Genomic DNA, 23,194 nt, shown 5'->3' with positions numbered 1-23,194 from the left:
GAATTCACACACCCTTCGTATCAACAGTATCGCGCGCTGCCGGAGCAGCGGCGGTCAAGTCCCCAGCACGATCATGCTCAGACCCGAGAAAATGGAGCAGGCGCTGCAGCGGCACCGCGACTCGTTCGGCCGCGGCGGCATCGATCAGCGCCAAATGAACCACGTTGTCGCGGCCCAATGCCACAGACAGCGCCGCGCGGTCCAGCGGCAAGATGACACCCTTGAGACCGCTGCCTTCCGCTTCCTCGCCCACGCGCCAGGCCTGGGCAAGCTTGTTCGGGCCATCGGTTCCGGCGTCGCTGGCATGGGCAAGCCACGTCACCGCTCCGGCCCGTGCAGCCTGCGCGATCTTTTCCGTGCCGAGCACCATGTTGCCCGCGCGCAGTTCGATGCCGAGCCGGTCCGACAAGGCGCGCGTCAGCGCAGCGCGCGTCTTTTCCGCAAGGTCTGCCGGAATGGTCAGCGGCGCGCCCTTGAAGGCCCGCGCCAGCACGCCGCGCAGCTTGCCTCCCGCGACAGCAGCCGCCAGCTCGTCCTCGCTCACACCGATCCACGCCCCCCGCCCCGGCGCGCGCGCCAGGGCATCGGGAAGCACATCGCCGGTGGGCGAAAGAGCCAGCCGCACGAGCTCACCGCGCGCGTCGTGGCGCCCGGTCAGCACGCATTTGCGCTCCGGCTGGGCCTCCTTTGCGGAAGTCCCGGCCGGCTTGCCGCCAGAGATGTCGGAACTTAGCGCTTCATTGTGAGGATTCCGCATGGGCGGCCTCCTCAGCTGCTGGCTCGTCCTCGAACCAGTGCGCACGCGCAGCCATGATGATCTCGTTGCCCTGCTCTTCGCTCAGGCCATATTCGCCCAGCACCCCGCCCTTGTCCTCGGCGCGCTCGCTGCGCTCGCGGTCGCGGCGGGTTTCATTGTTGTTGCCGCGGCGGCGCTGTTCACCCCCACGCTTCTTGGCGATGAGCTCGTCGGTGGCGAGGTCGGCCAGATCGTCGAGCGTCTTGATGCCCGCCTTGCCCAGCGTGACCAGCATGGCCTCGGTGAGGTGCGGCAGTTCGGCAAGGTCGTCCTCGACGCCCAGCGCGCGGCGCTCCTCGCGTTGCGCTTCCTCGCGGCGTTCCAGCGCTTCAACGGCGCGGCTCTGCAGCTCCTGGCCCAGCTCCTCGTCGAAACCTTCGATGGCCGCCAGTTCGGCGATGTCGATGTAGGCAACTTCTTCCAGCTCGCTGAAGCCTTCGGCCACGAGCAGCTGCGAAAGCGTCTCGTCCACGTCGAGCTCTTCTTCGAACATCTTCGAGCGCTCGGCGAATTCCTTCTGGCGCTTCTCCGATGCTTCCGCCTCGGTCATGATATCGATCGCCGAACCCGTCAGCGACGAAGCAAGGCGCACGTTCTGGCCGCGGCGACCGATGGCGAGCGACAGCTGGTCATCGGGCACGACGACTTCGATGCGGCTTTCTTCCTCGTCGATCACCACGCGGCTGACGGTTGCGGGCTGGAGCGCGTTGACCACGAAGGTCGCGGTGTCCTCGCTCCACGGGATGATGTCGATCTTCTCGCCCTGCAGTTCCTGCACGACGGCCTGCACGCGGCTGCCCTTCATGCCGACGCAGGCGCCGACGGGGTCGATGCTGCTGTCGCGGCTGATCACGCCGATCTTGGCGCGCGAACCCGGATCGCGGGCGGCGGCCTTGATTTCGATGATGCCGTCGTAGATCTCGGGCACTTCCTGCGCGAACAGCTTCTTCATGAACTCGGGATGTGCGCGGCTCAGGAAGATCTGCGGACCGCGGTTCTGGCGCTCCACCTTCATGATCCAGGCCCGCACGCGCTCGCCGACGCGCGGCACTTCGCGCGGGATCTGCTGGTCGCGGCGGATCACGCCCTCGGCGCGGCCGAGGTTGACGATCACGTGGCCGAATTCGACCGACTTGATCACGCCGGTGATCACTTCGCCCGCGCGGTCCTTGAATTCTTCGTACTGGCGGTCACGCTCGGCATCGCGGACCTTCTGGAAGATCACCTGCTTGGCCGACTGCGCGTCGATGCGGCCGAGATCGACAGGCGGCAGCGGATCGACCAGGAAGTCGCCGATCTTGGCGCCCGGCTGCAGCTTTTCCGCGGCCTTGAGATCGACCTGCTTGAAGTAGTCCTCGACATGCTCGACCACCTCGACGACGCGCCACAGGCGCAGGTCGCCGGTGCGCGGATCGAGCTTGGCGCGGATGTCGTTCTCGGCGCCATAGCGGTTGCGCGCGGACTTCTGGATCGCTTCTTCCATCGCCTCGATGACGATGGACTTGTCGATCATCTTCTCGGTCGCGACGGAGTTCGCAATCGCGAGCAGCTCGGCGCGGTTGGCGGAAATCGCACTGGCCATGGCTTAGTCTTCCTGTTCCTCAACTAGGTCGTCCACGCCGCTGACATCCAGCGGCCGGGAAGCGGCAATCAGCTTATCGGTCAGGATAAGCTTGGCATTGGCGACGAGGCTGAATGGTACGGCATATACCACGCCGTCGTCGTTGATCGAAATCATCTCTGCATCGGCATCGAAGCCGACAAGATCACCCCGGAAGCGCTTGCGCCCGTCCTGCAGTTCGGCAAGCTCGATCCGCGCTTCGTGCCCGGTCCACGCGGCGAAGTCCTTCGCGCGGGTCAGCGGGCGGTCGATCCCCGGTGAGCTGACCTCGAGCCGATAGGCATCCTCGATCAGCACCTCGCCTGCCTCTTCCAGCGCATCGATCCGGTCCGAAATCCGGTGCGACAGCGCGGCGCAATCCTCGATCACCAGCTGCCCGGTCTCGGGCCGCTCGGCCATGATCTGGAGCGTGTGCTCTTCATCCCCGATTTCGCCGCCCTTGAAATAGCGCACGCGGACGAGATCGAAGCCGAGGCTGGCAGCCTCTTCTCCGGCGATCTCGGTAATCCGTGCGATATCGTTCATGCATGCTCCATGGGGCCAACGCGGCAAAGGCCCAATTGCAAAGGAAACCGGTTTGGTGCCGGCCCCGGTTGGCGCCAGCCCAGACTTTGCCTTCACAATGTCGGGATGCATCGCCCCTAGGCTGACGAGCCAGAAAAGGCAAGCACCAAGATTGCCCAACCATCCGCTCCCGAAAGTCGGTGAAATTTCCCACTCTTTGGCAAGCAACTAGGCGAAACCAACTAGATCAAGAACGCCAAACCGCAGAATTCCGCCATTTCGAGCATTTGGCACGCGCTATGCAAAGACCTTGGCATACGCCGGACGGACTGGACGGCGCCACACTCGAACCAAAGAAGGGAACCACGACATGACCACCATCCGCAACTTCACAGCCCCGATCTTCAGCGCAGCCGCTGCGATCGCCCTCACCTTCGCCCTCGTCGGCGGCACGGTCACCAGCCCGGTGCAGAGCCCGCTCCACACCGCCACCGTCAGCTCGGTGTACGCAGCATGAGCGACCTGCGCTTCGAGGACCATGGGGTCCAATCGCCGGCCCCTCGGGGCTTCCGTCTCAACAAGCAGCGCGGCAAGATCATGGGCGTAAGCGCCGGGATCGCCGATTACTTCGGTCTCGATGTCACACTGGTGCGCGTTGCCTGGGTCGTCGGCACGCTGGTCGGCTTCGGCTCGCTGATCCTGATCTACCTCGCCATCGGCCTGATCGCCGATTGAGCCCGCCGCCGGACCCTCCCCACATGGCCCTTCTCGTGAATTCGGGGAGGGCCATGGTCGTTTAAACTGGCGGCGGCACCAGCCCGATGAGGCGCAACACCACCGCCTGCGCCAGCATCACCACCAGCCAGTAAGCGCAATCGACCAGCGCCGAACGCATGGGCAAGGACCGCATGCGGTAGGACGCGGCAAGGCTCGGCACCACGAAGCCCAGCCAGATCACAAATGCGCTGCCGATCGTCATTGTCCAGACGCTGCCTTTGGGCGGCGCGAGGATCAGCGCTCCGGCCAGAATCGCGCAAAGCCATGCTTCGGCCACAAACGCGAGCAAGAGGGTTCCCGCAACGCCCGGTCCGCCGGTCCGTCCACGATCCACCAGCACCTGCCAGATCATCCCCAGCAGCAACCCCACCATGGTCGCCGCCAGAATGGCACCGCCATTGAGGACGATGTAGATCATCAGGCGTCTTCGGTTGTTGCAAAGGGCGAGAAGTCGATGTCGGTGTCGAACACGTCGACGCCCTCCTTCTCCTTGAGGAAGCCGACCACCGCATACGTCACCGGTGTCAGCACGATCTCCCAGATGACCTTGAGCGCCCAGTTGGTCCACATCACATGGAGCACGTCGGTGGTTGCCCAGGTGCCTAGGAAGGCGATCGGATAGAACAGCGCGCTGTCCACGGCCTGACCGAAGATCGTCGAGCCCCAGGTGCGCGTGAACAGGTACTTGCCGCCGGTCCAGACCTTCATCCGCGCCAGCACGAAGGAATTGACGAACTCGCCCGCCCAGAACGCGACCACCGAGGCGATCACGATGCGCCAGGTGCTGCCGAACACCGAATCATAAGTTGTCTGGCACACCGCGCCCGCAGATGTCTTGGCCACGACCTCGGCAAAGCGCGGATCGCCGCTGGAGGCGCAGCCCCAGCCGTCCGACGGCGGCATCGCGACCACGACGTAGCTCATGAACGCCATGAACAGCAGGGCAAAGAAGCCCACCCACACACAGCGCCGTGCGTGGGCGTAGCCGTAGACTTCGGTCAGCACGTCGCCCAGCACATAGGACACCGGAAAAAACAGGATGCCCGCGCCGAAGGTATAGCCCCACACCGTCGTCAGCTTGGCCGCCCCGATCAGATTGGACAGCAGCAGGATCGCGACGAATGCCGCCATCAGGTAGTCGAAGAAGCGGAAATGGCGGCGCGCGCCGGCGCTGCCTTCGATGCGGGCTAAGCGGTGCTGGTTCATGGACCATGTTGCTAACGCGGTTTGCACGGCAGGCAAAGCGGCCTTATGAGGCACGGCCAGAGCAACACGTCGTGCGCGCCCTTAGCTCAGCTGGATAGAGCACCAGCCTTCTAAGCCGGTGGCCGCAGGTTCGAATCCTGCAGGGCGCGCCAACCTCCCCCTTCCCCGACGGTCCCGCCCTTTTTTGCATGAACTCGGTCTATTTGGTTACCCGGGTTCCAAACGCGCGTTAACACCTGCCACGTAGATTCTCCTGATCAATGGGGGAATGCCATGAAGATGCAGCACTGCTGTAGTCACCTGAATTGTCCTAACAACAGCGCCAGTCATGCGGCGGGCCCTGCCCGATCGCAATTGCCAGAGATGCCGTGTCCAACCCGAGAATAAGCAGACTGTCTCTGCCTCGATACTCGGCTGAGTACGGGTATATCGGGATAATAAACAAGCCTCGCGCTGTCCAAGCCGATCGCCAGCTACAGTCAACACTTTGCACAAGAGTCCCATGGAGCGAGCCGTGAAGCAAGAAAGCCTGCCCCAACACCCGCGAGAGCCGCGCGAACGCCGCCTTTTGCGCGGCTACATGCAGACCGAGCGCCTCGCCTCGTTCGAAATCGTCATCCGCAACATTTCCGCGCGCGGACTGTGCGGCACCTGCAAGGGCCTGCCGCCTATCCGCGGCGAATTCGCCGAGATTCTGCTGCCCGACAACCGCACCGTCACCGCCACCGTGCGCTGGGTCAACGATCAGGTGTTCGGCGTTGAATTCGACGAATCGATCAATCTCGAGATCATGATGGACACGCTGCAGCGGCTACGTGATCTTGCTGAGCGCAACGCGAACTGGGAGGTCAAGTCCAAGCACCGTGTCAGCGATCGCCGGCCTGACCTTGCCGCACTTCGTCGCATCTGAAACTAACCAGCTGTTCCTGCCGTAAATGCCCGGCCTTCGGGCGATCCCAAGTTAAAACCAAAATGGCAGCTTTGGTTTCGGTGGTACGATTTTAACCAAACTCGCTGCCGCAATGGCACCGTTATCGATGGCGGCACGGGCAAATCCCAATTAGGCAAGCTTCACTAACGGATTTCTGCACGGGTCGGGAAAAATGAACGAGAGAACAGTTGTTTACGTCGTTGAGGACAGTGTTCATCTGCGCGCCGAGATCTCGCACAATCTGAGCTCGCTGGGCATTCGCAGTGTGGTGTTCAACGATGTCGAGGAACTTCCTGCCAAGATCGACCGCGCCGTCGTATTCATGCTTCGACACGAGTCTGCCTGCCGCGCGCAGATCGACAAGTATCGCGCCGAGCGCGCCCCGGTTTCGGCCAAGGTCGAGTTTTCGTGCAACGCCGGCTTTGAAAAGGCGGTTGCCGCGATCCGCGAAGGCGCATCCGATTTCGTGGTCTGGCCGTCGGAGCCGGGCCTGCTCGACCGCGCCATCCACCGCGCCGAAGACGATCTGCGCCGCAACCAGCCGGCCAAGGTCATGGGTGGCCGCGCCAAGGAAAGGGTCGCCATGCTCACCTCGCGTGAGCGCCAGGTGCTGAATGACGTGATCAACGGCTGCACCACCGAACGCATCGCCGCCAAGCTGGCGATCAGCCCGCGCACGGTCGACATCCATCGCCGAAACGTGCTGTCCAAGCTCAATGTCCGCAACACCGCCCAGGCGATCGTGATCGCGCTGAGCTCGGGCGAGTTCCAGCCGGCCAACGACGAATTCGCGATGAGCCCCGCCTACGCCTGACAGCCGGAACCGTTAACTCCCTTCGGGTCGCACAGATTTCATCTACCGAGGGATTGCGCGCAACGTCCCCAAGTCTTGCGCGCCAACAACAGAAGAGGCGCCCGGGCATCAGATGCCCGGGCGGGAGACCTCCGTCATCGACCTGCCAGCGGGCTTCACCCTTTGCCAGAGGATGCCCGCCATGATCACATCCGTTGCGAGCGGAGATCGGTCAGGTTTCGACCTATGCGCCGGGACGGGCGAGTTCCCTGCCCGTTCCGGCGATATACTCCAAGTTCCGTTAACACTTATCAGAGGTTTGCGCCGCAATCCTGACACGCGTACTGTGATGGAAGGGGGCGTCCTGCCGGGGGGCAAGGCAGCTCGAACCGGAAGCTCCGGTCCACAAGAACAAGTGCCGGTCGTCGCTGCGGCAAAAGGGGCATGGGGACAATGGCGGACTTGCGCAGCAAAGCGCGGATGTGGGCACCAGTAGCAGCAGCAGTCGCCGCCGTGCTGGTGGTCGCCGAACTGCATGCGGTCGTCGCATTCCCCGCCCTTGCCGTGACCACCTTGATTTTCGTCGCGATTGTCTGGGCTGTCGTCCATCTCCTCGTTGTCCGCTCGGAACTGCTCGGTCAACTCGACGTCGCGCGGATTGCCGCCAATGCCATCGATCAGATCATCTGGATCGAGCGTTACCCTTCGGGCGAAACCGCCTTTGTCACCGGCACCTACGAGCAGGTCTGGGGCCACGAGGCGCTCACGCTGTTCCAGGCGGCCGAGTCGCGGCTCGATGCCGTTCATGCCGAAGACCGCCAGCGCGTGCGCCGCGAAATCCGTGCCGGGCAGGCCGGGCTCGAAACATTCCGCACCGAATTTCGCATGAAGACCGCCTCGGGCGACGAGCGCATCATGCATGTCAAGTTTCATCCCCATGAGGTGAAGGGCAAGCGCGCCGGGTACTGGATCGGGTTTGCCACCGACGTTACCGAGGAACGCCGCACCCATGCCGGCATGATCCGCAATCGCCGGGCCCTGCGCGCGCTGGCGCTTGTCAACGCCGCCATTTCGCGGGCGCAGTCACGCTCGGAGCTCCACAAGCTGGTCTGCCAGAGCCTGATCGAAGGCGATGGCTATGCCGCCGCCTGGATCGGCCTGCGCGAGATGGGCCCGGTGGCCAAGATCAGGGTCACCGCCCACGCCGCCTCGCATACGGACTATATCACCGCGCTCGATATCCGCCCCGACGATCCGGTGCTCGGCCAAGGTCCCACCGCAAGGGCGATGCGCGACGGCAAGGTCTCCGTCTGCCAGTCGGTCGCCGAAGACCCCGAACTGGCGCCGTGGCGGGAGGCAGCACTCCGGCAGGGCTTCCAGGCGATTGCCGCCTTCCCGCTGCTCAATGAAGGCCGTGCGTTCGGCACGCTTACGCTCTATTCGGACGAGCCGGGCGCCTTTGCCGAGGACGAGCTGCGCATTCTCGAGGAAATGAGTGTCAGCCTCGCACAGGGCCTCGTCATGATCGAAGCCAAGGCCGGGCTCGTCAACAGCGGCAAGATGGAGCTCATCGGCCAGATCTCGGGCGAGCTTTCGCACGACTTCAACAACATCCTCGGCATCATCGCGACCCACGCCGAAATCGGCGGACGCGAGGCCGAGAGCGAGGCCGCGCGCGACCGCTTTTCGCTCATCGCCCAGGCCGCGCTGCGCGGTGTCGATATCACCCGTTCGCTGCTCGGTATTGCCCGCCACCCGCGCGGCATCCCTGAAGTCGCCGACGCCAACAGCCTGACCTTGCGCCTCGTCGCGCTCATCCGCGCCGCCGTCGGCCCCGGGATCGACGTGCAGGTCCAGCTGTGGGACAACCCGCTGCTGGTCGAGATCGATCCCGCGGGCTTCAACAACGCGCTGGTCAACCTCGCCATCAATGCGCGCGATGCGATGGGCGAACATGGCGTGCTGACCTTGCGCACGTTCCTCAGCGATACGCCCGAAGGCTGCCCCAGCCACGAAGGCCTGCCCGCCAGCTTGCGCAGCACGCCGCTCGTCGTCGTCGAAGTGGCCGATACCGGTTCGGGCATGACCGAAGACGTGCGCGAACACGCCTTCGAGCCGTTTTTCTCGACCAAGGGTCCCAACAAGGGCACGGGGCTTGGCCTCTCGGCAGTGCTGCGTTTCGCCGTCCACCACGGCGGCACAGCGCGCGTGCTCAGCAGCAGCCCTGAGGGCACCACCGTCCAGATCGTGCTCCCTGCGAGCACCGGCGCGCTCGATAGCGCCACCCGCCGTCTGGTCGCGCTCCCGCCCCCGAAGCCCGTCAGCCTGCGCGTGCTGATCGTCGACAACGAGCCCGATCTGCTCAGCGGCATTCTCGAGACGCTCAGCCTCGCAGGTCACAAACCGACCGGCTTCACCACCTCGCGCGCTGCGCTGGACGCCCTGGCCCAGCAGAAGTTCGATGTGCTGATCTGCGACCTGCTGCTCGACAATGGCGAGGACGGCACCGTGCTTGCCCGTCAGGCCGCACTGGCCAACCCGGACATGCGCGTGATCGTGATGTCCGGCAATGCCGCGCGCCATGCCGAATCCGATCTCGTCTGGCCGCTGCTGGAAAAGCCCTTCTCGGTCGATACGCTGATCGGCCAGCTCCAGACACGGCAGTCCGAGACGAGAGCTGCCTAGAGCGCGGTGCCTTCAAGCCTTGCATGGGTCGAGGCGAGCGTCTGTGACAGCAGACCGAGATCAAGCGGCTTGCGCAGCATGGGCCAGTGCGGCTGCAGCAGACTTTCATCGGGCAGGTAACCGCTCATCAGGATGATCCCGATGCGCGGATGCCGCGCCTCCACCTCGTGAGCGAGTTCCACGCCGCTGCGTTCGGGCATCACCACATCGGTCAGCAATATGTCGAAGTCGGCCTCCGCCAGCGCCTCGACCGCCTGCGCCGCATTCAGCGCCGGTGTCACCGCATAGCCTTCCATGCGCAGAATCCCGACCACCGCGTCGAGCGCATGGACTTCATCCTCGACGACCAGTACCCGGGCGCTCCGAGACATTCGGGGCAATGCGGTCCCCGGTCCAGCCGCCGGGGCAAGCTCCAGCTCGTCTGCATCGCCGCTGATCGGCAAATGGATGCAGATGTCGGTTCCCGCAGGGAGCGCCGTGATCCGTGCGTCCCCCCCCGCCGAGCGCGCCCAGGTCCGCACCGAACGAAGCGGAAAGTCCGTGCCCTCCGGCGGGGTCAGCGTCTGCGGATCGAGCATGAGCCGAACGGTTTCATCATCGATCGCCGGACCGTCGTGGATCACCTTGATCACCGCCCAATCCTGCGCGGCCGCTGCGGCATGGCGCTCGGGCGGCTCGCTGGTCCGATAGCTGGAAATCGTGATCGAGCCGCCATCCGGCATCGCCCCGCGCGCGTGGACGATCACGTTGGTCAGCATCGTCACCAGCTCGGTCCGCCCGACCCGTACCGCCGCCTGCGCCGCGCCGCCGATGAAATCGAGCGTAAAGTCGCTCGGCAGCGCGGCAGACAGGAACGCGAGGTTCGAGCGGATGGTCTGATCGACCGAGATCGGCGTCGCTTCCACGTCGCGGTGCCCGGTCAGCCGCTCGAGCGAGAGCACGAGGTCGCTCACATGCCGCGTCGCCGCCTCGATCGCCGCGCGGCTCGTCTCGGCGTTCCCGCCAGACTGCGCCAGATTGGCCACGTTGAGCCGGATGATCGAGAGATAGTTGGTCAGATCATGGACGATGTAGCGCCCCAGCCGCTGCGTGCGATCCAGCAGCTCAAGCGCTTCCGATTGCGCATTGGCAAGATCGATCGCCGCCTGCCGCGCCTCGGCCAGCAGCGCGCGCTGCATGCCGATTAGCGTCAGCGCGGGAACGGAGGCATCGATCTGCGAAAAGTCCGAGATGTGGAGCCCCTGGCCCTCGATGATGAAGTCCTCGGGCACAATGTTGAGCGCCAGCAGGAAGCCGCCATCCTCGGTCGAGAAGACAATCCCTGCGAGGCGGATGTTCTTGCGTTTGCAGAACAGTTCCAGCCGCTCCGGCGTATCCGCCATGGCCGGGATTGCCACGATCAGCGGCGGCGCGATCTCGTCGTCGCGATCATGGCGCAGCGAGAACAGCTCGGCGATCTGTGCGCCGGGCACCACGGCCGTATCGCGGCCATGATAGAACGGCCCGAGCCCCAGCACCACGAGCGCCGCATCGACCTTGATATAGGCGCGAAACAGCGCCCCAAGCTGCGATTCGCGAATGGTGACGGCAGGCTTCATGTCCGCTCAGGTCCTGTCGAGCAGGATGGCAAAATCGATCACTGTCCCCGGCCCGTTCTCGAAGCGCGCGGCCACTTCGACCGTACCCGTCTCGCCCATTCGGTCCATCACGCCTTCGAGCAGCCCGATCACGAACATCTCGAGCCCGCTACGATCCGAGCGGTAGCGCACCAGCAGCCGCTGGCGCGTCTCGCTGAGCAGCTCGAACGAAGGCACCCGCGCATCGGGCATCGCCAGCACGACCGAACGGTGCATCCGGTCGAGGTTGTTGATGAAGGTGACGAGGTCCTGCCCGGTGAAGTCCATGATCGGACCGAACGAGCTGAGTTCCGCGAAACGCACCCAGTAGCGCCCGAACACGCGCAGCGCATCCTCCACCGCCATGCCAAGTCGCGCCGCCGAGGCGGAAATCAGCGCGATCGTCTTGGAATCATCGTAGACGCACAGGCTGATAAGATCGGCGGGCCCCGTGTTGGTCTCGCGCTCGATCTTGGCCCAGGCCGAGGGACCCAGTCGATCCAGCATCATCTGCCGCAGCGCGCGGTGTGCCATTCCGTACATGAGGGGCGCTCCGTCTCAGGCCTGCAGCTTCGCAGCAATCGCATCCTGTGCCGCCGCCGCCAACTGGTCGGCCAGCGCCGAAACCCGCGTGACCTGCTCGTCGATCCGGTCGAGCTTCGCGCTCAGGTAGTCGGCCTGCTCGCGCGAGAGGCCAGGGCACAGCGCCGATCGCAAGTTGCCGGTGGCAAGCCCGATCACATTGAGCGGCTGGCGCAGCTCATGCAGACAGTCCGAAACCTTGGAAACGTTCTCAATTGCCATGTCTATTTGAGCCCCCGCCAAGCTACCGTTCTCCCGCATAAATCGCACTGATTACCGAATACTAAGCATGGACGGTAGCTTGGCGGTAGTTCTAGGCATTTACCGTGATCCAATCGACACGCATCGGTGCCACATTGGCACCAATCCGGCGTTGATTGATGCGATTGCATTCGACATGCGCTGAATTGACGGGAACAAAATTCAAACCGGATGTAATTCTCCGTTACAAACGATATACAACGCAGGATCATGAACGCGAAAGCAATTGCAGAGCGGGACAACGCACAGTGCCGGATCCTGGTTGTCGATGACGACCGGGCGACGGCCGAGGAGGTCGTCGAAGCGGCGCAGCTGCTCGGATACCAGTGCGGCTACGCGCTTGATGCAGCCTCCGCGCTGCGCTCGATCGCCGAGGACGAGACCATCGGCATCGTCGTGACGGACGTCCAGATGCCGGGCATGACCGGCCTGTCGCTGCTCGATGAGCTGTCTTCCCGTTTTGCTTCGCAGCGTCCGCTGGTCACGCTGGTCATCACCGGCTTCGGCAGCATCGATGTCGCGGTCGCAGCCATGCGCAACGAAGCAGCTGATTTTCTCACCAAGCCCGTCTCGCGCGATGATCTTGCCGCCGCGCTGCGCCGCGCCATGCGCAAGTGGCTCCGGCTGTGCGGCGAACGCTCGCTGGCCGCGCTCAGCGCCAGCCTGCGCGCGCCGCCTGGCGATTTGGGCCAGCCGGCCCCTCCGTCCACGCCGCTCGCCCCGATCGATGATGCAGAACTCCTCAAGATCACCCGCAAGCTGGTGCGCATGCGCGAACAGCGCGGCCAGTTCCTCAACCCGGCGCTGTTCTCCGATCCGATGTGGGACATTCTCCTCGATCTGACCTCGGCGCGACTCGAGCAGAAGACCGTCCCCGTCTCCAGCGTGTGCCAGGCCGCCGGCGTGCCGATGAGCACCGCGCTGCGCCAGATCCGCAGCCTCGTCGACATGGGCCTCATCCGCCGCTGGTCCGACCCCCTCGACCGCCGCCGCGATCTCCTCGCCATCAACGACGAGGCGATGGACGCGATGCGCCAGTACCTGACCTATCTGAGGGATCGCGTCGGCGTCTGATCCTCTCTGCGTGGTCAGTTCCCGCCCGAACCGTCCGCCACGGGCGGCTGTTTGCGCTTCCGCTTCTGAAACTTGCGCGGATTGGCCGGCGGAGTGCCGGGTTGGCCAAACTGAAAGTCGCCGGGCGGGGTGAGCTTCGTCGTCGTGCTGAACTGCTGCTTCTCAAGCTTGCCCGTCCGCTCCTCAAGCGCGCCGACCCGACCGCGCAGCGTCGCAAGCTCGGGTGCAAACTCCCGCTCCAGCATTGCCAGATCCGCCTGATCCTGATTGTCGACCGCCTGCCCCGAAGCGGTCAATTGCCGCACCCGGTCAGCGCAGGCATTGAGCCCGGCGGCAAACTCGTAACGACTCAGCGGACGGTTGCCCCTATAGGTGGCATCGGGGTAGCCCGTAATGCAGCCATTGTGTTCCACCAGCCGCTGCAGGGCGAGAAACGCCGGATCGGTCGGGCTGACATCACCCTGCTGGCCCAACGAGGTAACCTGCGCCGAAAGCGGCACTGAGACGACGAGCAGGAACCCAGGCAGCAACCGCTTCAGCATCTCGCTTCCCCGACAATTCGACCGGCGAAAGGTACGGGAAGGCTGCGGCAAGAACAATCGATGAAGTGTGGTGCGCCCGGCGGGATTCGAACCCACGGCCCCCAGATTAGGAATCTGGTGCTCTATCCTGCTGAGCTACGGGCGCCCCTGCCCTGCCCTTTACGCACGGCAGGCGCCGCTGGCAATCAGTTGACCTCACCCGGCGGCACGACCGGCACGATCACCGGCGCAACGGGGACGCCTTCCTCGATCAGGCCTTGCACTTCGGCGGGGCTGGCGCGGCCATGGATCATCGCGTGATCCTTCTCGCCATAGTGCATCGCCCGCGCGTCCTCGGCAAAATTCTCGCCCACCCAGGTCGAGGACTTGAGCATTTCCGTCTGCACGGCCGCGACGGCCTTGAGCATCGCGACCGCCTCGGGTGGCAGCGGTCCGGAGGCGACAGACTGCGCCGTTTCGGCTCGCGGTTTGGCGGAAACTGCCGGCAGCTGGTTGCCCTTGCGCGTCAGGCGCGGCGCGGAGAGCGCCTTCTCCACCTCGGGCGCGCCGCACGTCGGGCACGTCACCAGCCCACCTCCCTGCTGGCTGGCAAAATCCTCGGAACTGGCAAACCACCCCTCGAAACGGTGTCCGCCCGCGCGGCATTCAAGATCGAACACAATCATCGTGATCAGGATTTAGGGATCGGTCGCCGGTTGGCAAGACTGGGCACTTGCGCGCGCACCTCGGCAATTCGGGCGAGGTCCACGTCGGCAAAGCCCAAGCCGCCCGTTACCCCCATGTCGAGCACCACATCGCCCCATGGATCGACGACAAGGCTATGCCCGTATGTCTCGCGCCCGTCCTCGTGGCGGCCCACCTGCGCGGCGGAAATGACGAAGGCACTGGCCTCCACGGCCCGCGCCCGCTGCATCAGATGCCAATGCGCGCGGCCCGTCGGCACCGTAAACGCTGCCGGAATGGCGATGACGTCACACTTGCGCTGGCCCAATGCCTCGAACAGCGCCGGGAACCTGATGTCGTAGCAGATGGCAAGGCCCAGCCGCCCCAGCGGCGTGTCCTCCACCGAAACGACCGCCTCGCCCGGCTGATAGGCGGCGGATTCGCGCCAGGTCTCGCCCGTTGCGAGATCGACATCGAACATGTGGATCTTGTCATAGCGCGCCGCGATCTCGCCCGTCGGCGTGATCACGAAGGCCCGGTTGGCCCACCGTGTTCCTTCGGCCTTCACCGCAAGGCTGCCGATATGGACCCATATCCCCGCCTTCGCCGCCGCGTTGCGGACTTCGGCCAGCACCGGGCTTTCGTCTTCCGCCACCACATGGCGGCTGCCACGCGCCCGGTCACGGTCAAGCAGGCCTGACATCTCGGGCGTGAACAGCATCGCGGCGCCCTCACTCGCCGCCTGCTCCGCCGCGCGCGCCATGGTCGATGCATTGGCAGCGGGGTCAATCCCCGTCGTCATCTGCAGCAGCGCGACGCGCCGCATGTCGGCGCTCATGCCGCCAGCATGGGATCAAGCTCACCCGCCGCTTCCAGCGCCGCCAGATCGTCCGAGCCGCCAACGTGCCGACCGTTGATGAAAATCTGCGGCACGGTCATCGCATCCGGCGCGCGCTCGAGCATCTCCTTGCGCTTTTCGCCGCCAAACGTGATGTCGTATTCGGTGACGTTCACGCCCTTGCGGCCGAGCAGCGCCAGCGCGCGGCTGCAATAGGGGCAGCCCCACTTGGTGTAGATCTCGACAGTGGCAGTGGGGTTGGCAGCTTCGCTCATGGGGACCTCTTGAAAACGCAAAATCGCTAACACACATGGTTGTTCGTGTCATGCGCCGCAAGGCGGGCATGGCCACAAGAGAACCGCCGGGCGCCATTTCGGGTCCGGCCCGAATGCCAATTGCTCATGCACGAGGATTGCAACCATGGAACGTTTCGACTTCACCCCCTATCGCCGCTCCACCGTGGGCTTTGACCGCCTGTTCGACCTGCTCGAACGCCAGGCCCGTGCCAATGCCGGCGACAATTACCCTCCGTTCAACATCGAACGCCGCGGCGATGACGAATATCGCATCACGCTCGCCGTCGCCGGGTTCAAGCCGCACGACCTCGACATCACCGCGCAGCAGAACCTGCTGGTGATCAAGGGCCAGCGTACCGAGGCGCAGGACGGCCACTTCCTCCACGTGGGCATCGCCAACCGCGCCTTTGAGCGCCGGTTCGAGCTTGCCGATTTCGTCCGCGTCGAAAGCGCTGACCTTGCTGACGGCCTGCTCGTGATCGATCTCGTGCGCGAAGTGCCCGAGGCGATGAAGCCCAAGAAGGTGCTGATCGGCGGCAGCAACGCCAAGCCGCTCACCGTCGTCGAAGGCGACAGCAGCGCGGCGGCGTAACCCGAACAGAGGGGCGGTCCCGCGGGGCCGCCCCTTATTTCGCCGCTATCACCCAGCGCCAGGGCGCGAGGCTGCGCGCCTTCCCCGCCACGGCATAGCGCTGCGCCTCACCCGAGACGTTGACCTCAACCCGTACCCGGTCCGCGCCCTTGATCCGGCGAAACGCGAAGACCTTGGGGTTGCCCGTCTCGATCAGTTCGAGATTGCCCGGCACATGCTCGCTCGTCAGCGCCGGATGCGCGTGCTTGAGCGCCAGCAGCGAGGCATAGAACGGCGCGCGGGCATGCTTGCCCCACACGATCGGATCCTTGTCGAAGAACTTGAGGCGCTTGTTCAGCCCATCTTCCTGTCCTGAATAGACCAGCGGCATGCCCGGCAGCGTCGCCGCCAACACGGCCATAGCGTCGGCACCGTCGCCATAAAGCTCCTTGTCGGTGCCGTTCCACGAATTCTCGTCGTGGTTGCTGGTGAAAGTCATCCGCATCGCACCCGCCGGATAGACCCGCGCCGGCGCCGTATAGTGCTTTGCCAGATCGCGCGCATCCGCCTTGCCTTTCGCGACATCGATCAGCAGGTGATAGAGCTTCCAGTCATAGGTCATGTCGAAAGCGCGCGCCTGCATTTCGGGCGTATCGGCCTCGGCCAGCATGAACACCGGCTTCACCGCATCGAGTTCGGCCCGTGCCTGGTCCCAGAACGCTACCGGAAGGGTCCACGCCACATCGCAGCGGAACCCGTCGATATCGGCTTCCTTCAGCCAGAACGCCATCGCCGCGATCATCCCGTCGCGCACGGCCTGCTTGCTGTAGTCGAGCCCGATCACATCGGCCCAGGTTTCCTCGTGGTGGTCGCTGAGGTCGGTATAGTGATACCCCTCAAGCTCGCCCGCCGCATTGCGCTTGTACCAATCAGGATGCTCGCGGGTCCAGACATGGTCCCACCCCGTATGGTTCGCCACCCAGTCGAGGATCACCTTGAACCCTTGCCGGTGCGCCTGCGCCACCAGATGCTTGAAGTCGGCCATGTCGCCGTATTCCGGGTTCACCGCGAGGTAGTCGCTCACCGCGTAATAGCTGCCGAGCGAGCCCTTGCGTTCCTTCTTCGCAATCGGGTTGACCGGCATGATCCACAGCACATCCACCCCCATCTTGCGCAAGCGCGGCAGGTGTTGTTCGAAGGCGCGGAAGGTGCCTTCCGGCGTGTATTGCCGGATGTTGACTTCGTAGATCGTCGCCCGCTTCGACCATGCGGGATGTTTGACCGCGCTGACCCCGGCGGTGATCGGCAGGGGCTGCTCGGCATGAGCGAGACCGGGTAGCGCAAGCAGCGCGGCGAGCGTGAGGTGGCGGATCATGCCGCCATGGTACCGTGCACCGTCCCGACGGAAACTGTGTATTCGTATACGCTTACCAGGCCTCGGCTATATCGACGAGCGCGTCGCGGTCGAGCACGGTCACCCGCCCGCTCTTGAGCGCGACGATCCCGCCGTCCGCCCACGCCGAAAGCTGGCGATTGATCTGCTCGCGCGACATGCCGGCAAAGTTGCCCAGCTCGCCCTGGCTCAGCGCGATCTTGAGGCGCGTCTCATCCTCACCGCCCATCATCAGCCGCAGCAGGAAGCGCGCCAGCCGCGGCCCGGAGGTATAGGCGCGGTCCGCCTCGATCACCGTGTTGTTCTGCCTGAGCCGCCGCGCCATCGCCTGCAGCAGCCGCATCGCCAGCCCCTGATGCTTGCCGACGATCTCGGCAAAGGCCGCGCGCGTCAGCCCCAGCGCCTCGACCGGCTCGATCGCCTCGACTGTCGCCGTCCGCTCGCCGCCATCGAGAAACGCGATCTCCCCCAGCACCGCGCCGCGCTCGGCATAATCGAGCACGATCTCGCGGCCATTGGCGGCCACCATGCTGACCCGCGCGAGGCCGCTCAGCACGATCCACAGTGTATCACCCGGATCGCCCTGCAGGATAATCGATGTTCCCGCCTTGAAGCGGCGCACCGTCCCCCGCGCGGCGATATCGGCCAGTTCCTCGGGCGCGCATCCCGCCAGCAGGCTCTGCGCGCTGAGTGTTTCGGCAAGTGTGGCGGCGTCCATGCGAAGTCCCCCCTTCTGGCGCCGTTGCCGGATCAGACCAGCCGCGCCTGCTTGACCGCAGCGGTGATAAAGCTCTTGAACAGCGGATGCGGCTCGAACGGGCGGCTCTTGAGTTCGGGATGGAACTGCACCCCGATGAACCACGGATGGTCGGGCCGCTCGACGATTTCCGGCAACAGACCATCGGGCGACATACCCGAGAAGACAAGGCCCTTCTGCTCCAGCCGCTCGCGATAGGCCACGTTGACTTCGTAGCGGTGGCGATGGCGTTCGCTGATCTCGTTCGCGCCATAGATCTGCGCGACATGGCTGTTGCCCGAAAGCTGTGCCTGATAAGCGCCGAGCCGCATCGTGCCGCCCAGATCGCCGCCCGCCGCGCGCGTCTCGAGCCCCTCGGGCGTCATCCATTCGGTGATGATGCCGACCACAGGCTCTTCCGATGGCCCGAATTCGGTCGAGCTTGCGCCTTCGATCCCGGCAAGGTTCCGCGCGCCTTCGATGCAGGCCATCTGCATGCCGAGGCAGATGCCGAAGAACGGCACGCCCCGCTCGCGCGCAAAGCGCACGCTGGCGATCTTGCCTTCGGTCCCGCGCTCGCCGAAGCCGCCGGGCACGAGAATGCCGTGCATCGGCTCAAGGTAGGCCGCGATCTCGGCGTCGTCCTTCTCGAAGATCTCCGCGTCGATCCAGCGGATATTGACCTTCACCCGGTTCGCCATGCCGCCATGCACCAGCGCCTCGTTCAAGGACTTGTAGGCATCCTGCAGGCCGACATACTTGCCGACGACGCCGATGGTCACTTCGCCTTCGGGGTTCTGGTGGCGGTCGACGATGTCGGTCCAGCGCGACAGCACGGGCTCCGCGCTACCGAGCCCGAAATGCCGCAGCACTTCCGAATCGAGCCCCTCGCCATGGTACTGCAGCGGCACGGAATAGATGCTGCTCGCATCGAGCGCCGGGATCACCGCTTCCTTGCGCACGTTGCAGAACAGAGCGATCTTGGCGCGTTCGTTCTCGGGCAGCGGCTTTTCGCAGCGGCAGAGCAGGATATCGGGCTGGATGCCAAGTCCCGTCAGCTCGCGCACCGAATGCTGGGTCGGTTTGGTCTTCAGCTCGCCCGCCGCGGCGATATAGGGCACCAGCGTCACGTGGACGAAGCAGGTCGCCTCGCGGCCCAGTTCGTTGCGCAGCTGGCGGATCGCCTCGATGAACGGCAGGCTCTCGATATCGCCCACCGTGCCGCCGATCTCGCACAGCACGAAGTCGAGGTCGTCGGTCTCGTCCTTGGCGAAGGTCTTGATCGCGTCGGTCACGTGCGGGATCACCTGCACCGTCGCGCCTAGGTAATCGCCGCGGCGCTCCTTGGCGATGATGTCGCGGTAGATGCGGCCCGAAGTGATGTTGTCGGACTGGCGCGCCGAAACGCCGGTGAAGCGCTCGTAGTGCCCCAGATCGAGGTCCGTCTCAGCGCCGTCGTCGGTCACGAAGACTTCGCCGTGCTGGTAGGGGCTCATCGTGCCCGGATCGACGTTGAGATAGGGGTCGAACTTGCGGATTCGCACCCGGAAGCCGCGCGCCTGCAGCAGCGCCGCGAGGCTCGCTGCCATGAGGCCCTTGCCAAGCGAGGAAACCACGCCGCCGGTGATGAAAATGAACCGCGCCATGGGAGGTGGGCCTTACCGTCTTAGGCTCCGCATGCGCAAGCGGTCTGCGCCGGATTCCCGGTCGCAATCCACAGGCGGAGCGGAAGCTCTTGAAAACAAACACGTGCTCCCGTCCGCCACGCGAGCGGCCGGGAGCACTGGTGATATGGCGCCGGAAAGTCCGGCGTCTATGCCTTACTGCTTGGCGCCGCCCGCAAGCGGATCGGTCGCCGCGCCGCCCTTGGCTGGAGCGCCCGGCGCGCTTTTGGCCGGCCCAGCCGGAGCTGCTGCCGGAGCAGCCGGGGCAGGCTGTGCTTCAGCCGGACCAGCCGCCGGAACGCCCTGTGCGGGCGCCAGCGGGTCTGCCGGAATGGCCGGCGTGGTCCGCTGCAACGACGTATCGATCTCGCGGCCCGAGGTCGTCCCCACCGCCAGCGCGGCCAGCAGGATGCTGAGGCCGACGAACAGGGTCGCCAGCACCGTCGTGGCGCGGGTGAGGAAATCGGCCGCGCCGCGCGCCGACATGAAGCCGGCCGGGCTGCCGCCCACGCCGAGGCCGCCGCCTTCCGACTTCTGGATGAGGATCACGCCGACGAGCGCGGCAGCCACCAGCGCCTGCACGACGGTAAGGAAAATGAAGAGAGACATCGCGGGTCAACCTGAAAAGAATGGGCCGCATCTAGGGCGTAGGGCCTCTGCGCGCAAGGGCGCAGGAGGGCCCGGCACAACCCGAAACGGATCAGCCTTCCGGCTGCGAGGCCGCCGCCACGATCGGCAGGAAGGCGTCGGCGGTCAGGCTTGCGCCGCCCACCAGCGCGCCGCGCACGCCATCCGCTGCCAGCAGGCCTGCGGCATTTTCGCCGTTAACCGAGCCGCCATAGAGAATGCGCACCTTGTCCGCATCCTCGCCGAAGATCGCGGCAAGGCGCGCGCCGACGGCGGCATGCATGGCGACAACGTCTTCCACGGCAGCGACCCGACCCGTGCCGATCGCCCAGACCGGTTCATAGGCCAGCGCGAGCCGGCCAGCGGCAACGGCAGCACATTCGCCAGCAGGCACCGAACCGTCGACCTGCGCGGAAACAACCGCCTCGGCCTTGCCCGCATCGCGTTCGTCCAGCGTCTCGCCCACGCAGATGATCACGCTCAGGCCCGCCGCCAGCGCGGCTTCGGCCTTGCCGCGCACGAGCGCATCGGTCTCGCCATGGTCGCGGCGGCGCTCGCTGTGGCCCAGAATCACGAAGTCCGCGCCGATATCCGCGAGCATGGCCGCCGATACATCGCCCGTATGCGCGCCCTTGGCCGCAGTGTGGCAATCCTGTCCGCCGACGCCGATCGCCGAGACCGCCTCGCGCACCGGCCCCAAAAACGGAAACGGCGGCGCAAGCGCGATTTCAACATCGGGATAGCGCTGCGCCGCACGGTCGATGGCGCGCGCTTCAGCGAGCATGGCCCGGCTGCCGTTCATCTTCCAGTTGCCGACGATGTAGGGACGCTGGCTCATAGGACCTTGCACGCTAACACTAGGTGATTCCTCCTCATTTCCCGGGCAGCTATCAAACCGCAGCCCGGTTTGCAAAGCGCGCGTTACGCAAAGTTGGTGGTTAACTTCTGGGAGGAAGCCAACCCGCACGAAGAGCAGGGCATTGCGGGAATTGGCATTGCCCCCTAATGCGCCCCAAGGAGTTGCTCCGAACCTATCACTGCTAATGACAGGCCCCGATGCTCGGCTTTATCCGTTCCATGACCAAGTCCCGTATCGGCGTCGCCTTCGCGCTGGTATTCCTGGGGCTCATCGCGCTCTCGTTTGCGGGCGCTGACCTTTCCAACGCGAAGTTCGGCGGCGCGGGCAATGCAGACCGCGCGGCCACCGTCGGTTCGGCTCATATCGGCACGGTCGATGTGCAGCGGTCGATGACCAACGCGCTGGAAAACGCCCGCGCAGACAGCCCCGCCGTGACGATGAAGGACTTCGTCGCGCAAGGCGCGCTCGAGCAGGTCGTCGACAGCCTGATCGACCGCGCCGCGCTGATGGAATGGGCGCGCCAGAGCAGCGTCGGCATGGGTGTCAGCAACCGTCTGGTTGACAGCGAAATCGCCAAGATGCCGGCCTTCCAAGGCGCTGACGGCAAGTTCAGCCAGGCCGCCTACAAGGCGCTGCTCGGCCAGAAGGGCATTTCCGATGCGGTTCTGCGCGACGATCTCGCCAAGGGGCTGATGGCGCGGCAGGTCCTGATTCCCGCCGGAATCGGCTCCTCGATGCCGCAGAGCGTGGCGATGCGCTACGCCGGTGTGCTCAAGGAAAGCCGCGAGGGCCAGATCCAGTTGATCCCCTCCTCCGCCTTTGCGCCCAAGACACCGCCGACGGACACCGATGTCGCTGCATACTACAAGGCGAATGGCGCGCGCTATCAGCGCCCCGAGCGCCGCACGATCCGCTATGCGATCTTCGACGAGACCTCGCTCAAGAACGTCCCCGCGCCGAGCGATGCCGAGATTGCCGCGCGCTACAAGCTCAACGCCGCGACTTACGCGCCGACCGAGACACGCACGTTCACGCAAGTGATCGTGCCGACCGAAGCCGCCGCCAAGGCGCTTTCGGCTGAAATCGCGGGCGGCAAGGCCATCGATGCGGCTGCTTCTGCCAAGGGGCTCACGGCGCGCAAGGTGCCGGCGATCACCCGCGCGAACCTCGCCAGCCAGGGCTCGACCGCCGTGGCCGACGCGGTGTTCAGCGCCGCGCAGGGCAAGCTTGCCCAGCCCGCCAAGGGCGCGCTCGGCTGGTACGTGATCCGGCTCGACGGCGTGACGCAGGTCCCCGGCAAGTCGCTCGATCAGGCGCGCGCCGAGATCGTCACCGCGATCACCGCCGAAAAGCGCAAGGCCGCGCTGTCCGATCTCTCGGCCAAGTTCGACGATGCGTTCGGCAGCGGCACCGGCCTTGCCGATGTGGCCAAGAGCGCCGGGCTCACGATCATCACCACGGATCCGCTCGAGGCCAACGGCACTGTCCCGGGCCGTCCCGACATCAAGCCCAACGCCGATGTCACCCCGCTGCTCCCTGCCGCCTTCGGGATGGAGCGCGAGGGCCAGCCGCAGGTCGCCGAACTCAAGCCCGGCGAGCGTTTCGTGATCTTCGACGTCGGCCAGATCACCCCCGCCGCCCCGCCGCCGCTTGCCGAAGTGAAGGACAAGGTCGCCGCCGACCTGCAGACCTCGCGCGGCTACGGCGCTGCCAAGGCGGCCACCGACAAGCTCCTCGCCGCGCTCGCGAAGAAGGTTCCGCTGGCAGAGGCGGTCAAGGCCCTCGGCGTCGCGGTCCCGGCGGCCCAGGCGGTCAACATGCCGCGCGAGCAGCTCAATGCGATTCAGCCCAAGATCCCCGCGCCGCTCTCGCTGATGTTCGAGATGGCGCAGGGCACCGCCAAGAAGCTCGATGCGCCGGACAAGGCCGGTTTCCTCGTGGTCGTGCTGACCAAGATCACCCCTGGCGTGCTCAAGGCGGACGACCCGTTCATCGGCCGCGCCAAGTTCGAACTGGGGCAGATCACCGGCCGCGAATATGTCGACGAACTCCGCATGGCGGTGCGCGACGCGGTCGGCGTGAAGCGCAACGACGCCGCCATCGCGGCGCTGCGCACGCAGCTCACCGGCGGCCAGTAAGCCGATGGTAGCGGCGGCGGA

General features: G+C 65.3%; 25 protein-coding genes and 2 tRNA genes. 9 read left to right on the top strand and 18 right to left on the bottom strand.

All coding sequences use genetic code 11. The features are described 5' to 3' along the window. Positions 1–4 precede the first annotated feature (4 nt). Genes IP83_RS04100 through rimP form a run of 3 tightly spaced genes read right to left on the bottom strand, consistent with a single transcriptional unit; the run spans position 5 to position 2,942 of the window. A complete protein-coding gene (locus tag IP83_RS04100) occupies positions 5–757 on the bottom strand; it encodes a DUF448 domain-containing protein (RefSeq protein WP_054120941.1) in 753 nt (250 codons plus the stop codon). Next, positions 738–2,378, bottom strand: coding sequence for a transcription termination factor NusA (nusA, locus tag IP83_RS04095; RefSeq protein ID WP_054120940.1), 1,641 nt, complete (start codon positions 2,376–2,378; stop codon positions 738–740). Before nusA ends, IP83_RS04100 begins: the two co-directional genes overlap by 20 nt. Positions 2,379–2,381: 3 nt before the next feature. Continuing rightward, positions 2,382–2,942, bottom strand: coding sequence for a ribosome maturation protein RimP (rimP, locus tag IP83_RS04090; RefSeq protein ID WP_054120939.1), 561 nt, complete (start codon positions 2,940–2,942; stop codon positions 2,382–2,384). Between the two features lie 349 nt (positions 2,943–3,291). Here rimP and IP83_RS19825 point away from each other — a divergent pair, with 349 nt between their 5' ends. Beyond that, entirely contained in the window at positions 3,292–3,438 is a 147-nt protein-coding gene (locus IP83_RS19825) for a hypothetical protein (protein WP_156309569.1), read from the top strand. Next, positions 3,435–3,656, top strand: a complete 222-nt coding sequence (locus IP83_RS04085; protein WP_054120938.1) for a PspC domain-containing protein — start codon at positions 3,435–3,437, stop codon at positions 3,654–3,656. Before IP83_RS19825 ends, IP83_RS04085 begins: the two co-directional genes overlap by 4 nt. Positions 3,657–3,717: 61 nt before the next feature. Here the strand turns inward: IP83_RS04085 and IP83_RS04080 are convergent, their stop codons facing one another. Both IP83_RS04080 and IP83_RS04075 read right to left on the bottom strand, forming a co-directional pair. Further along, complete coding sequence (locus tag IP83_RS04080) at positions 3,718–4,116, bottom strand: DUF1761 domain-containing protein (protein WP_054120937.1); 399 nt, start codon at positions 4,114–4,116, stop codon at positions 3,718–3,720. Next, entirely contained in the window at positions 4,116–4,904 is a 789-nt protein-coding gene (locus IP83_RS04075) for a queuosine precursor transporter (RefSeq protein WP_054120936.1), read from the bottom strand. Before IP83_RS04075 ends, IP83_RS04080 begins: the two co-directional genes overlap by 1 nt. 75 nt (positions 4,905–4,979) lie before the next feature. Here IP83_RS04075 and IP83_RS04070 point away from each other — a divergent pair. The 4 genes from IP83_RS04070 (at position 4,980) to IP83_RS04055 (ending at position 9,313) form a co-directional block, all read left to right on the top strand. After that, a tRNA-Arg gene (locus IP83_RS04070) sits at positions 4,980–5,056 on the top strand. A 362-nt stretch (positions 5,057–5,418) separates the two neighbouring features. Continuing rightward, a complete protein-coding gene (locus tag IP83_RS04065; RefSeq protein ID WP_156309568.1) occupies positions 5,419–5,814 on the top strand; it encodes a PilZ domain-containing protein in 396 nt (131 codons plus the stop codon). A 193-nt stretch (positions 5,815–6,007) separates the two neighbouring features. Then, positions 6,008–6,649, top strand: a complete 642-nt coding sequence (locus tag IP83_RS04060; RefSeq protein WP_054120934.1) for a response regulator transcription factor — start codon at positions 6,008–6,010, stop codon at positions 6,647–6,649. Between the two features lie 459 nt (positions 6,650–7,108). Beyond that, positions 7,109–9,313 (top strand): GAF domain-containing protein, encoded by a 2,205-nt coding sequence (locus IP83_RS04055; protein WP_197274272.1) that lies wholly within the window; start codon positions 7,109–7,111, stop codon positions 9,311–9,313. Here the strand turns inward: IP83_RS04055 and IP83_RS04050 are convergent. Genes IP83_RS04050 through IP83_RS04040 form a run of 3 tightly spaced genes read right to left on the bottom strand, consistent with a single transcriptional unit; the run spans position 9,310 to position 11,733 of the window. Next, on the bottom strand, positions 9,310–10,911 hold the full coding sequence (locus tag IP83_RS04050) for a response regulator (RefSeq protein WP_054120932.1): 1,602 nt from the start codon (positions 10,909–10,911) through the stop codon (positions 9,310–9,312). The genes IP83_RS04055 and IP83_RS04050 overlap by 4 nt on opposite strands. 6 nt (positions 10,912–10,917) lie before the next feature. After that, complete coding sequence (locus tag IP83_RS04045) at positions 10,918–11,472, bottom strand: heme NO-binding domain-containing protein (RefSeq protein WP_054120931.1); 555 nt, start codon at positions 11,470–11,472, stop codon at positions 10,918–10,920. A gap of 15 nt (positions 11,473–11,487) precedes the next feature. Then, positions 11,488–11,733: a hypothetical protein gene (locus IP83_RS04040; RefSeq protein WP_054120930.1), complete on the bottom strand. Its 246-nt coding sequence runs from the start codon at positions 11,731–11,733 to the stop codon at positions 11,488–11,490. A 249-nt stretch (positions 11,734–11,982) separates the two neighbouring features. Here IP83_RS04040 and IP83_RS04035 point away from each other — a divergent pair, with 249 nt between their 5' ends. Next, the gene (locus IP83_RS04035; protein ID WP_054120929.1) at positions 11,983–12,846 is read left to right on the top strand and encodes a response regulator; all 864 of its coding nucleotides are present in this window, start codon (positions 11,983–11,985) and stop codon (positions 12,844–12,846) included. A 14-nt stretch (positions 12,847–12,860) separates the two neighbouring features. Here IP83_RS04035 and IP83_RS04030 read toward each other — a convergent pair whose 3' ends face one another. The 5 genes from IP83_RS04030 to grxC all read right to left on the bottom strand — a co-directional run bounded on the left by IP83_RS04030 (position 12,861) and on the right by grxC (position 15,164). Then, entirely contained in the window at positions 12,861–13,484 is a 624-nt protein-coding gene (locus tag IP83_RS04030) for an iron uptake porin (RefSeq protein ID WP_197274271.1), read from the bottom strand. After that, positions 13,457–13,533, bottom strand: a tRNA-Arg gene (locus IP83_RS04025). The genes IP83_RS04030 and IP83_RS04025 overlap by 28 nt, the downstream gene beginning before the upstream one ends. Before the next feature lie 40 nt (positions 13,534–13,573). Continuing rightward, positions 13,574–14,053, bottom strand: a complete 480-nt coding sequence (locus tag IP83_RS04020; protein ID WP_054120927.1) for a DUF1178 family protein — start codon at positions 14,051–14,053, stop codon at positions 13,574–13,576. A gap of 5 nt (positions 14,054–14,058) precedes the next feature. After that, complete coding sequence (locus IP83_RS04015) at positions 14,059–14,877, bottom strand: carbon-nitrogen hydrolase family protein (RefSeq protein WP_054121044.1); 819 nt, start codon at positions 14,875–14,877, stop codon at positions 14,059–14,061. 8 nt (positions 14,878–14,885) lie between these two features. After that, complete coding sequence (gene grxC / locus IP83_RS04010; RefSeq protein WP_054120926.1) at positions 14,886–15,164, bottom strand: glutaredoxin 3; 279 nt, start codon at positions 15,162–15,164, stop codon at positions 14,886–14,888. 145 nt (positions 15,165–15,309) lie between these two features. On the opposite strand from grxC, the gene IP83_RS04005 reads away from it, so the two are divergent. Beyond that, a complete protein-coding gene (locus tag IP83_RS04005; protein ID WP_054120925.1) occupies positions 15,310–15,777 on the top strand; it encodes an Hsp20 family protein in 468 nt (155 codons plus the stop codon). A 34-nt stretch (positions 15,778–15,811) separates the two neighbouring features. Here the strand turns inward: IP83_RS04005 and IP83_RS04000 are convergent, their stop codons facing one another. The 5 genes from IP83_RS04000 to tpiA form a co-directional block, all read right to left on the bottom strand. Next, a complete protein-coding gene (locus tag IP83_RS04000) occupies positions 15,812–17,131 on the bottom strand; it encodes an alpha-amylase family glycosyl hydrolase (RefSeq protein ID WP_054120924.1) in 1,320 nt (439 codons plus the stop codon). A gap of 52 nt (positions 17,132–17,183) precedes the next feature. Continuing rightward, a complete protein-coding gene (locus tag IP83_RS03995) occupies positions 17,184–17,867 on the bottom strand; it encodes a Crp/Fnr family transcriptional regulator (protein WP_054120923.1) in 684 nt (227 codons plus the stop codon). Positions 17,868–17,899: 32 nt separating this feature from the next. After that, a complete protein-coding gene (locus IP83_RS03990) occupies positions 17,900–19,531 on the bottom strand; it encodes a CTP synthase (protein WP_054120922.1) in 1,632 nt (543 codons plus the stop codon). 174 nt (positions 19,532–19,705) lie between these two features. Beyond that, positions 19,706–20,158, bottom strand: a complete 453-nt coding sequence (secG, locus tag IP83_RS03985) for a preprotein translocase subunit SecG (protein WP_054120921.1) — start codon at positions 20,156–20,158, stop codon at positions 19,706–19,708. A 91-nt stretch (positions 20,159–20,249) separates the two neighbouring features. Beyond that, the gene (gene tpiA / locus IP83_RS03980; protein WP_054120920.1) at positions 20,250–21,014 is read right to left on the bottom strand and encodes a triose-phosphate isomerase; all 765 of its coding nucleotides are present in this window, start codon (positions 21,012–21,014) and stop codon (positions 20,250–20,252) included. A 218-nt stretch (positions 21,015–21,232) separates the two neighbouring features. Between tpiA and IP83_RS03975 the strand changes: the two genes are divergently transcribed. Further along, positions 21,233–23,173 (top strand): SurA N-terminal domain-containing protein, encoded by a 1,941-nt coding sequence (locus tag IP83_RS03975; RefSeq protein ID WP_054120919.1) that lies wholly within the window; start codon positions 21,233–21,235, stop codon positions 23,171–23,173. The last annotated feature ends 21 nt before the right edge of the window (positions 23,174–23,194 follow it).

It is taken from the genome of Novosphingobium sp. AAP93 (assembly GCF_001296055.1).
Lineage (GTDB): Bacteria > Pseudomonadota > Alphaproteobacteria > Sphingomonadales > Sphingomonadaceae > Novosphingobium.
The sequence above is the reverse complement of the archived record's forward strand: the minus strand, read 5'-3'. Positions and strand labels throughout refer to the sequence as shown.

Coding starts and splice junctions, on each gene's coding strand:
- IP83_RS04100 (WP_054120941.1), bottom strand. CDS start 757: ATGCGGAATCCTCACAATGAAGCGCTAAGTTCCGACATCTCTGGCGGC.
- nusA (WP_054120940.1), bottom strand. CDS start 2,378: ATGGCCAGTGCGATTTCCGCCAACCGCGCCGAGCTGCTCGCGATTGCG.
- rimP (WP_054120939.1), bottom strand. CDS start 2,942: ATGAACGATATCGCACGGATTACCGAGATCGCCGGAGAAGAGGCTGCC.
- IP83_RS19825 (WP_156309569.1), top strand. CDS start 3,292: ATGACCACCATCCGCAACTTCACAGCCCCGATCTTCAGCGCAGCCGCT.
- IP83_RS04085 (WP_054120938.1), top strand. CDS start 3,435: ATGAGCGACCTGCGCTTCGAGGACCATGGGGTCCAATCGCCGGCCCCT.
- IP83_RS04080 (WP_054120937.1), bottom strand. CDS start 4,116: ATGATCTACATCGTCCTCAATGGCGGTGCCATTCTGGCGGCGACCATG.
- IP83_RS04075 (WP_054120936.1), bottom strand. CDS start 4,904: ATGAACCAGCACCGCTTAGCCCGCATCGAAGGCAGCGCCGGCGCGCGC.
- IP83_RS04060 (WP_054120934.1), top strand. CDS start 6,008: ATGAACGAGAGAACAGTTGTTTACGTCGTTGAGGACAGTGTTCATCTG.
- IP83_RS04055 (WP_197274272.1), top strand. CDS start 7,109: ATGTGGGCACCAGTAGCAGCAGCAGTCGCCGCCGTGCTGGTGGTCGCC.
- IP83_RS04050 (WP_054120932.1), bottom strand. CDS start 10,911: ATGAAGCCTGCCGTCACCATTCGCGAATCGCAGCTTGGGGCGCTGTTT.
- IP83_RS04045 (WP_054120931.1), bottom strand. CDS start 11,472: ATGTACGGAATGGCACACCGCGCGCTGCGGCAGATGATGCTGGATCGA.
- IP83_RS04040 (WP_054120930.1), bottom strand. CDS start 11,733: ATGGCAATTGAGAACGTTTCCAAGGTTTCGGACTGTCTGCATGAGCTG.
- IP83_RS04035 (WP_054120929.1), top strand. CDS start 11,983: ATGAACGCGAAAGCAATTGCAGAGCGGGACAACGCACAGTGCCGGATC.
- IP83_RS04020 (WP_054120927.1), bottom strand. CDS start 14,053: ATGATTGTGTTCGATCTTGAATGCCGCGCGGGCGGACACCGTTTCGAG.
- IP83_RS04015 (WP_054121044.1), bottom strand. CDS start 14,877: ATGCGGCGCGTCGCGCTGCTGCAGATGACGACGGGGATTGACCCCGCT.
- grxC (WP_054120926.1), bottom strand. CDS start 15,164: ATGAGCGAAGCTGCCAACCCCACTGCCACTGTCGAGATCTACACCAAG.
- IP83_RS04005 (WP_054120925.1), top strand. CDS start 15,310: ATGGAACGTTTCGACTTCACCCCCTATCGCCGCTCCACCGTGGGCTTT.
- IP83_RS04000 (WP_054120924.1), bottom strand. CDS start 17,131: ATGATCCGCCACCTCACGCTCGCCGCGCTGCTTGCGCTACCCGGTCTC.
- IP83_RS03995 (WP_054120923.1), bottom strand. CDS start 17,867: ATGGACGCCGCCACACTTGCCGAAACACTCAGCGCGCAGAGCCTGCTG.
- IP83_RS03990 (WP_054120922.1), bottom strand. CDS start 19,531: ATGGCGCGGTTCATTTTCATCACCGGCGGCGTGGTTTCCTCGCTTGGC.
- secG (WP_054120921.1), bottom strand. CDS start 20,158: ATGTCTCTCTTCATTTTCCTTACCGTCGTGCAGGCGCTGGTGGCTGCC.
- tpiA (WP_054120920.1), bottom strand. CDS start 21,014: ATGAGCCAGCGTCCCTACATCGTCGGCAACTGGAAGATGAACGGCAGC.
- IP83_RS03975 (WP_054120919.1), top strand. CDS start 21,233: ATGCTCGGCTTTATCCGTTCCATGACCAAGTCCCGTATCGGCGTCGCC.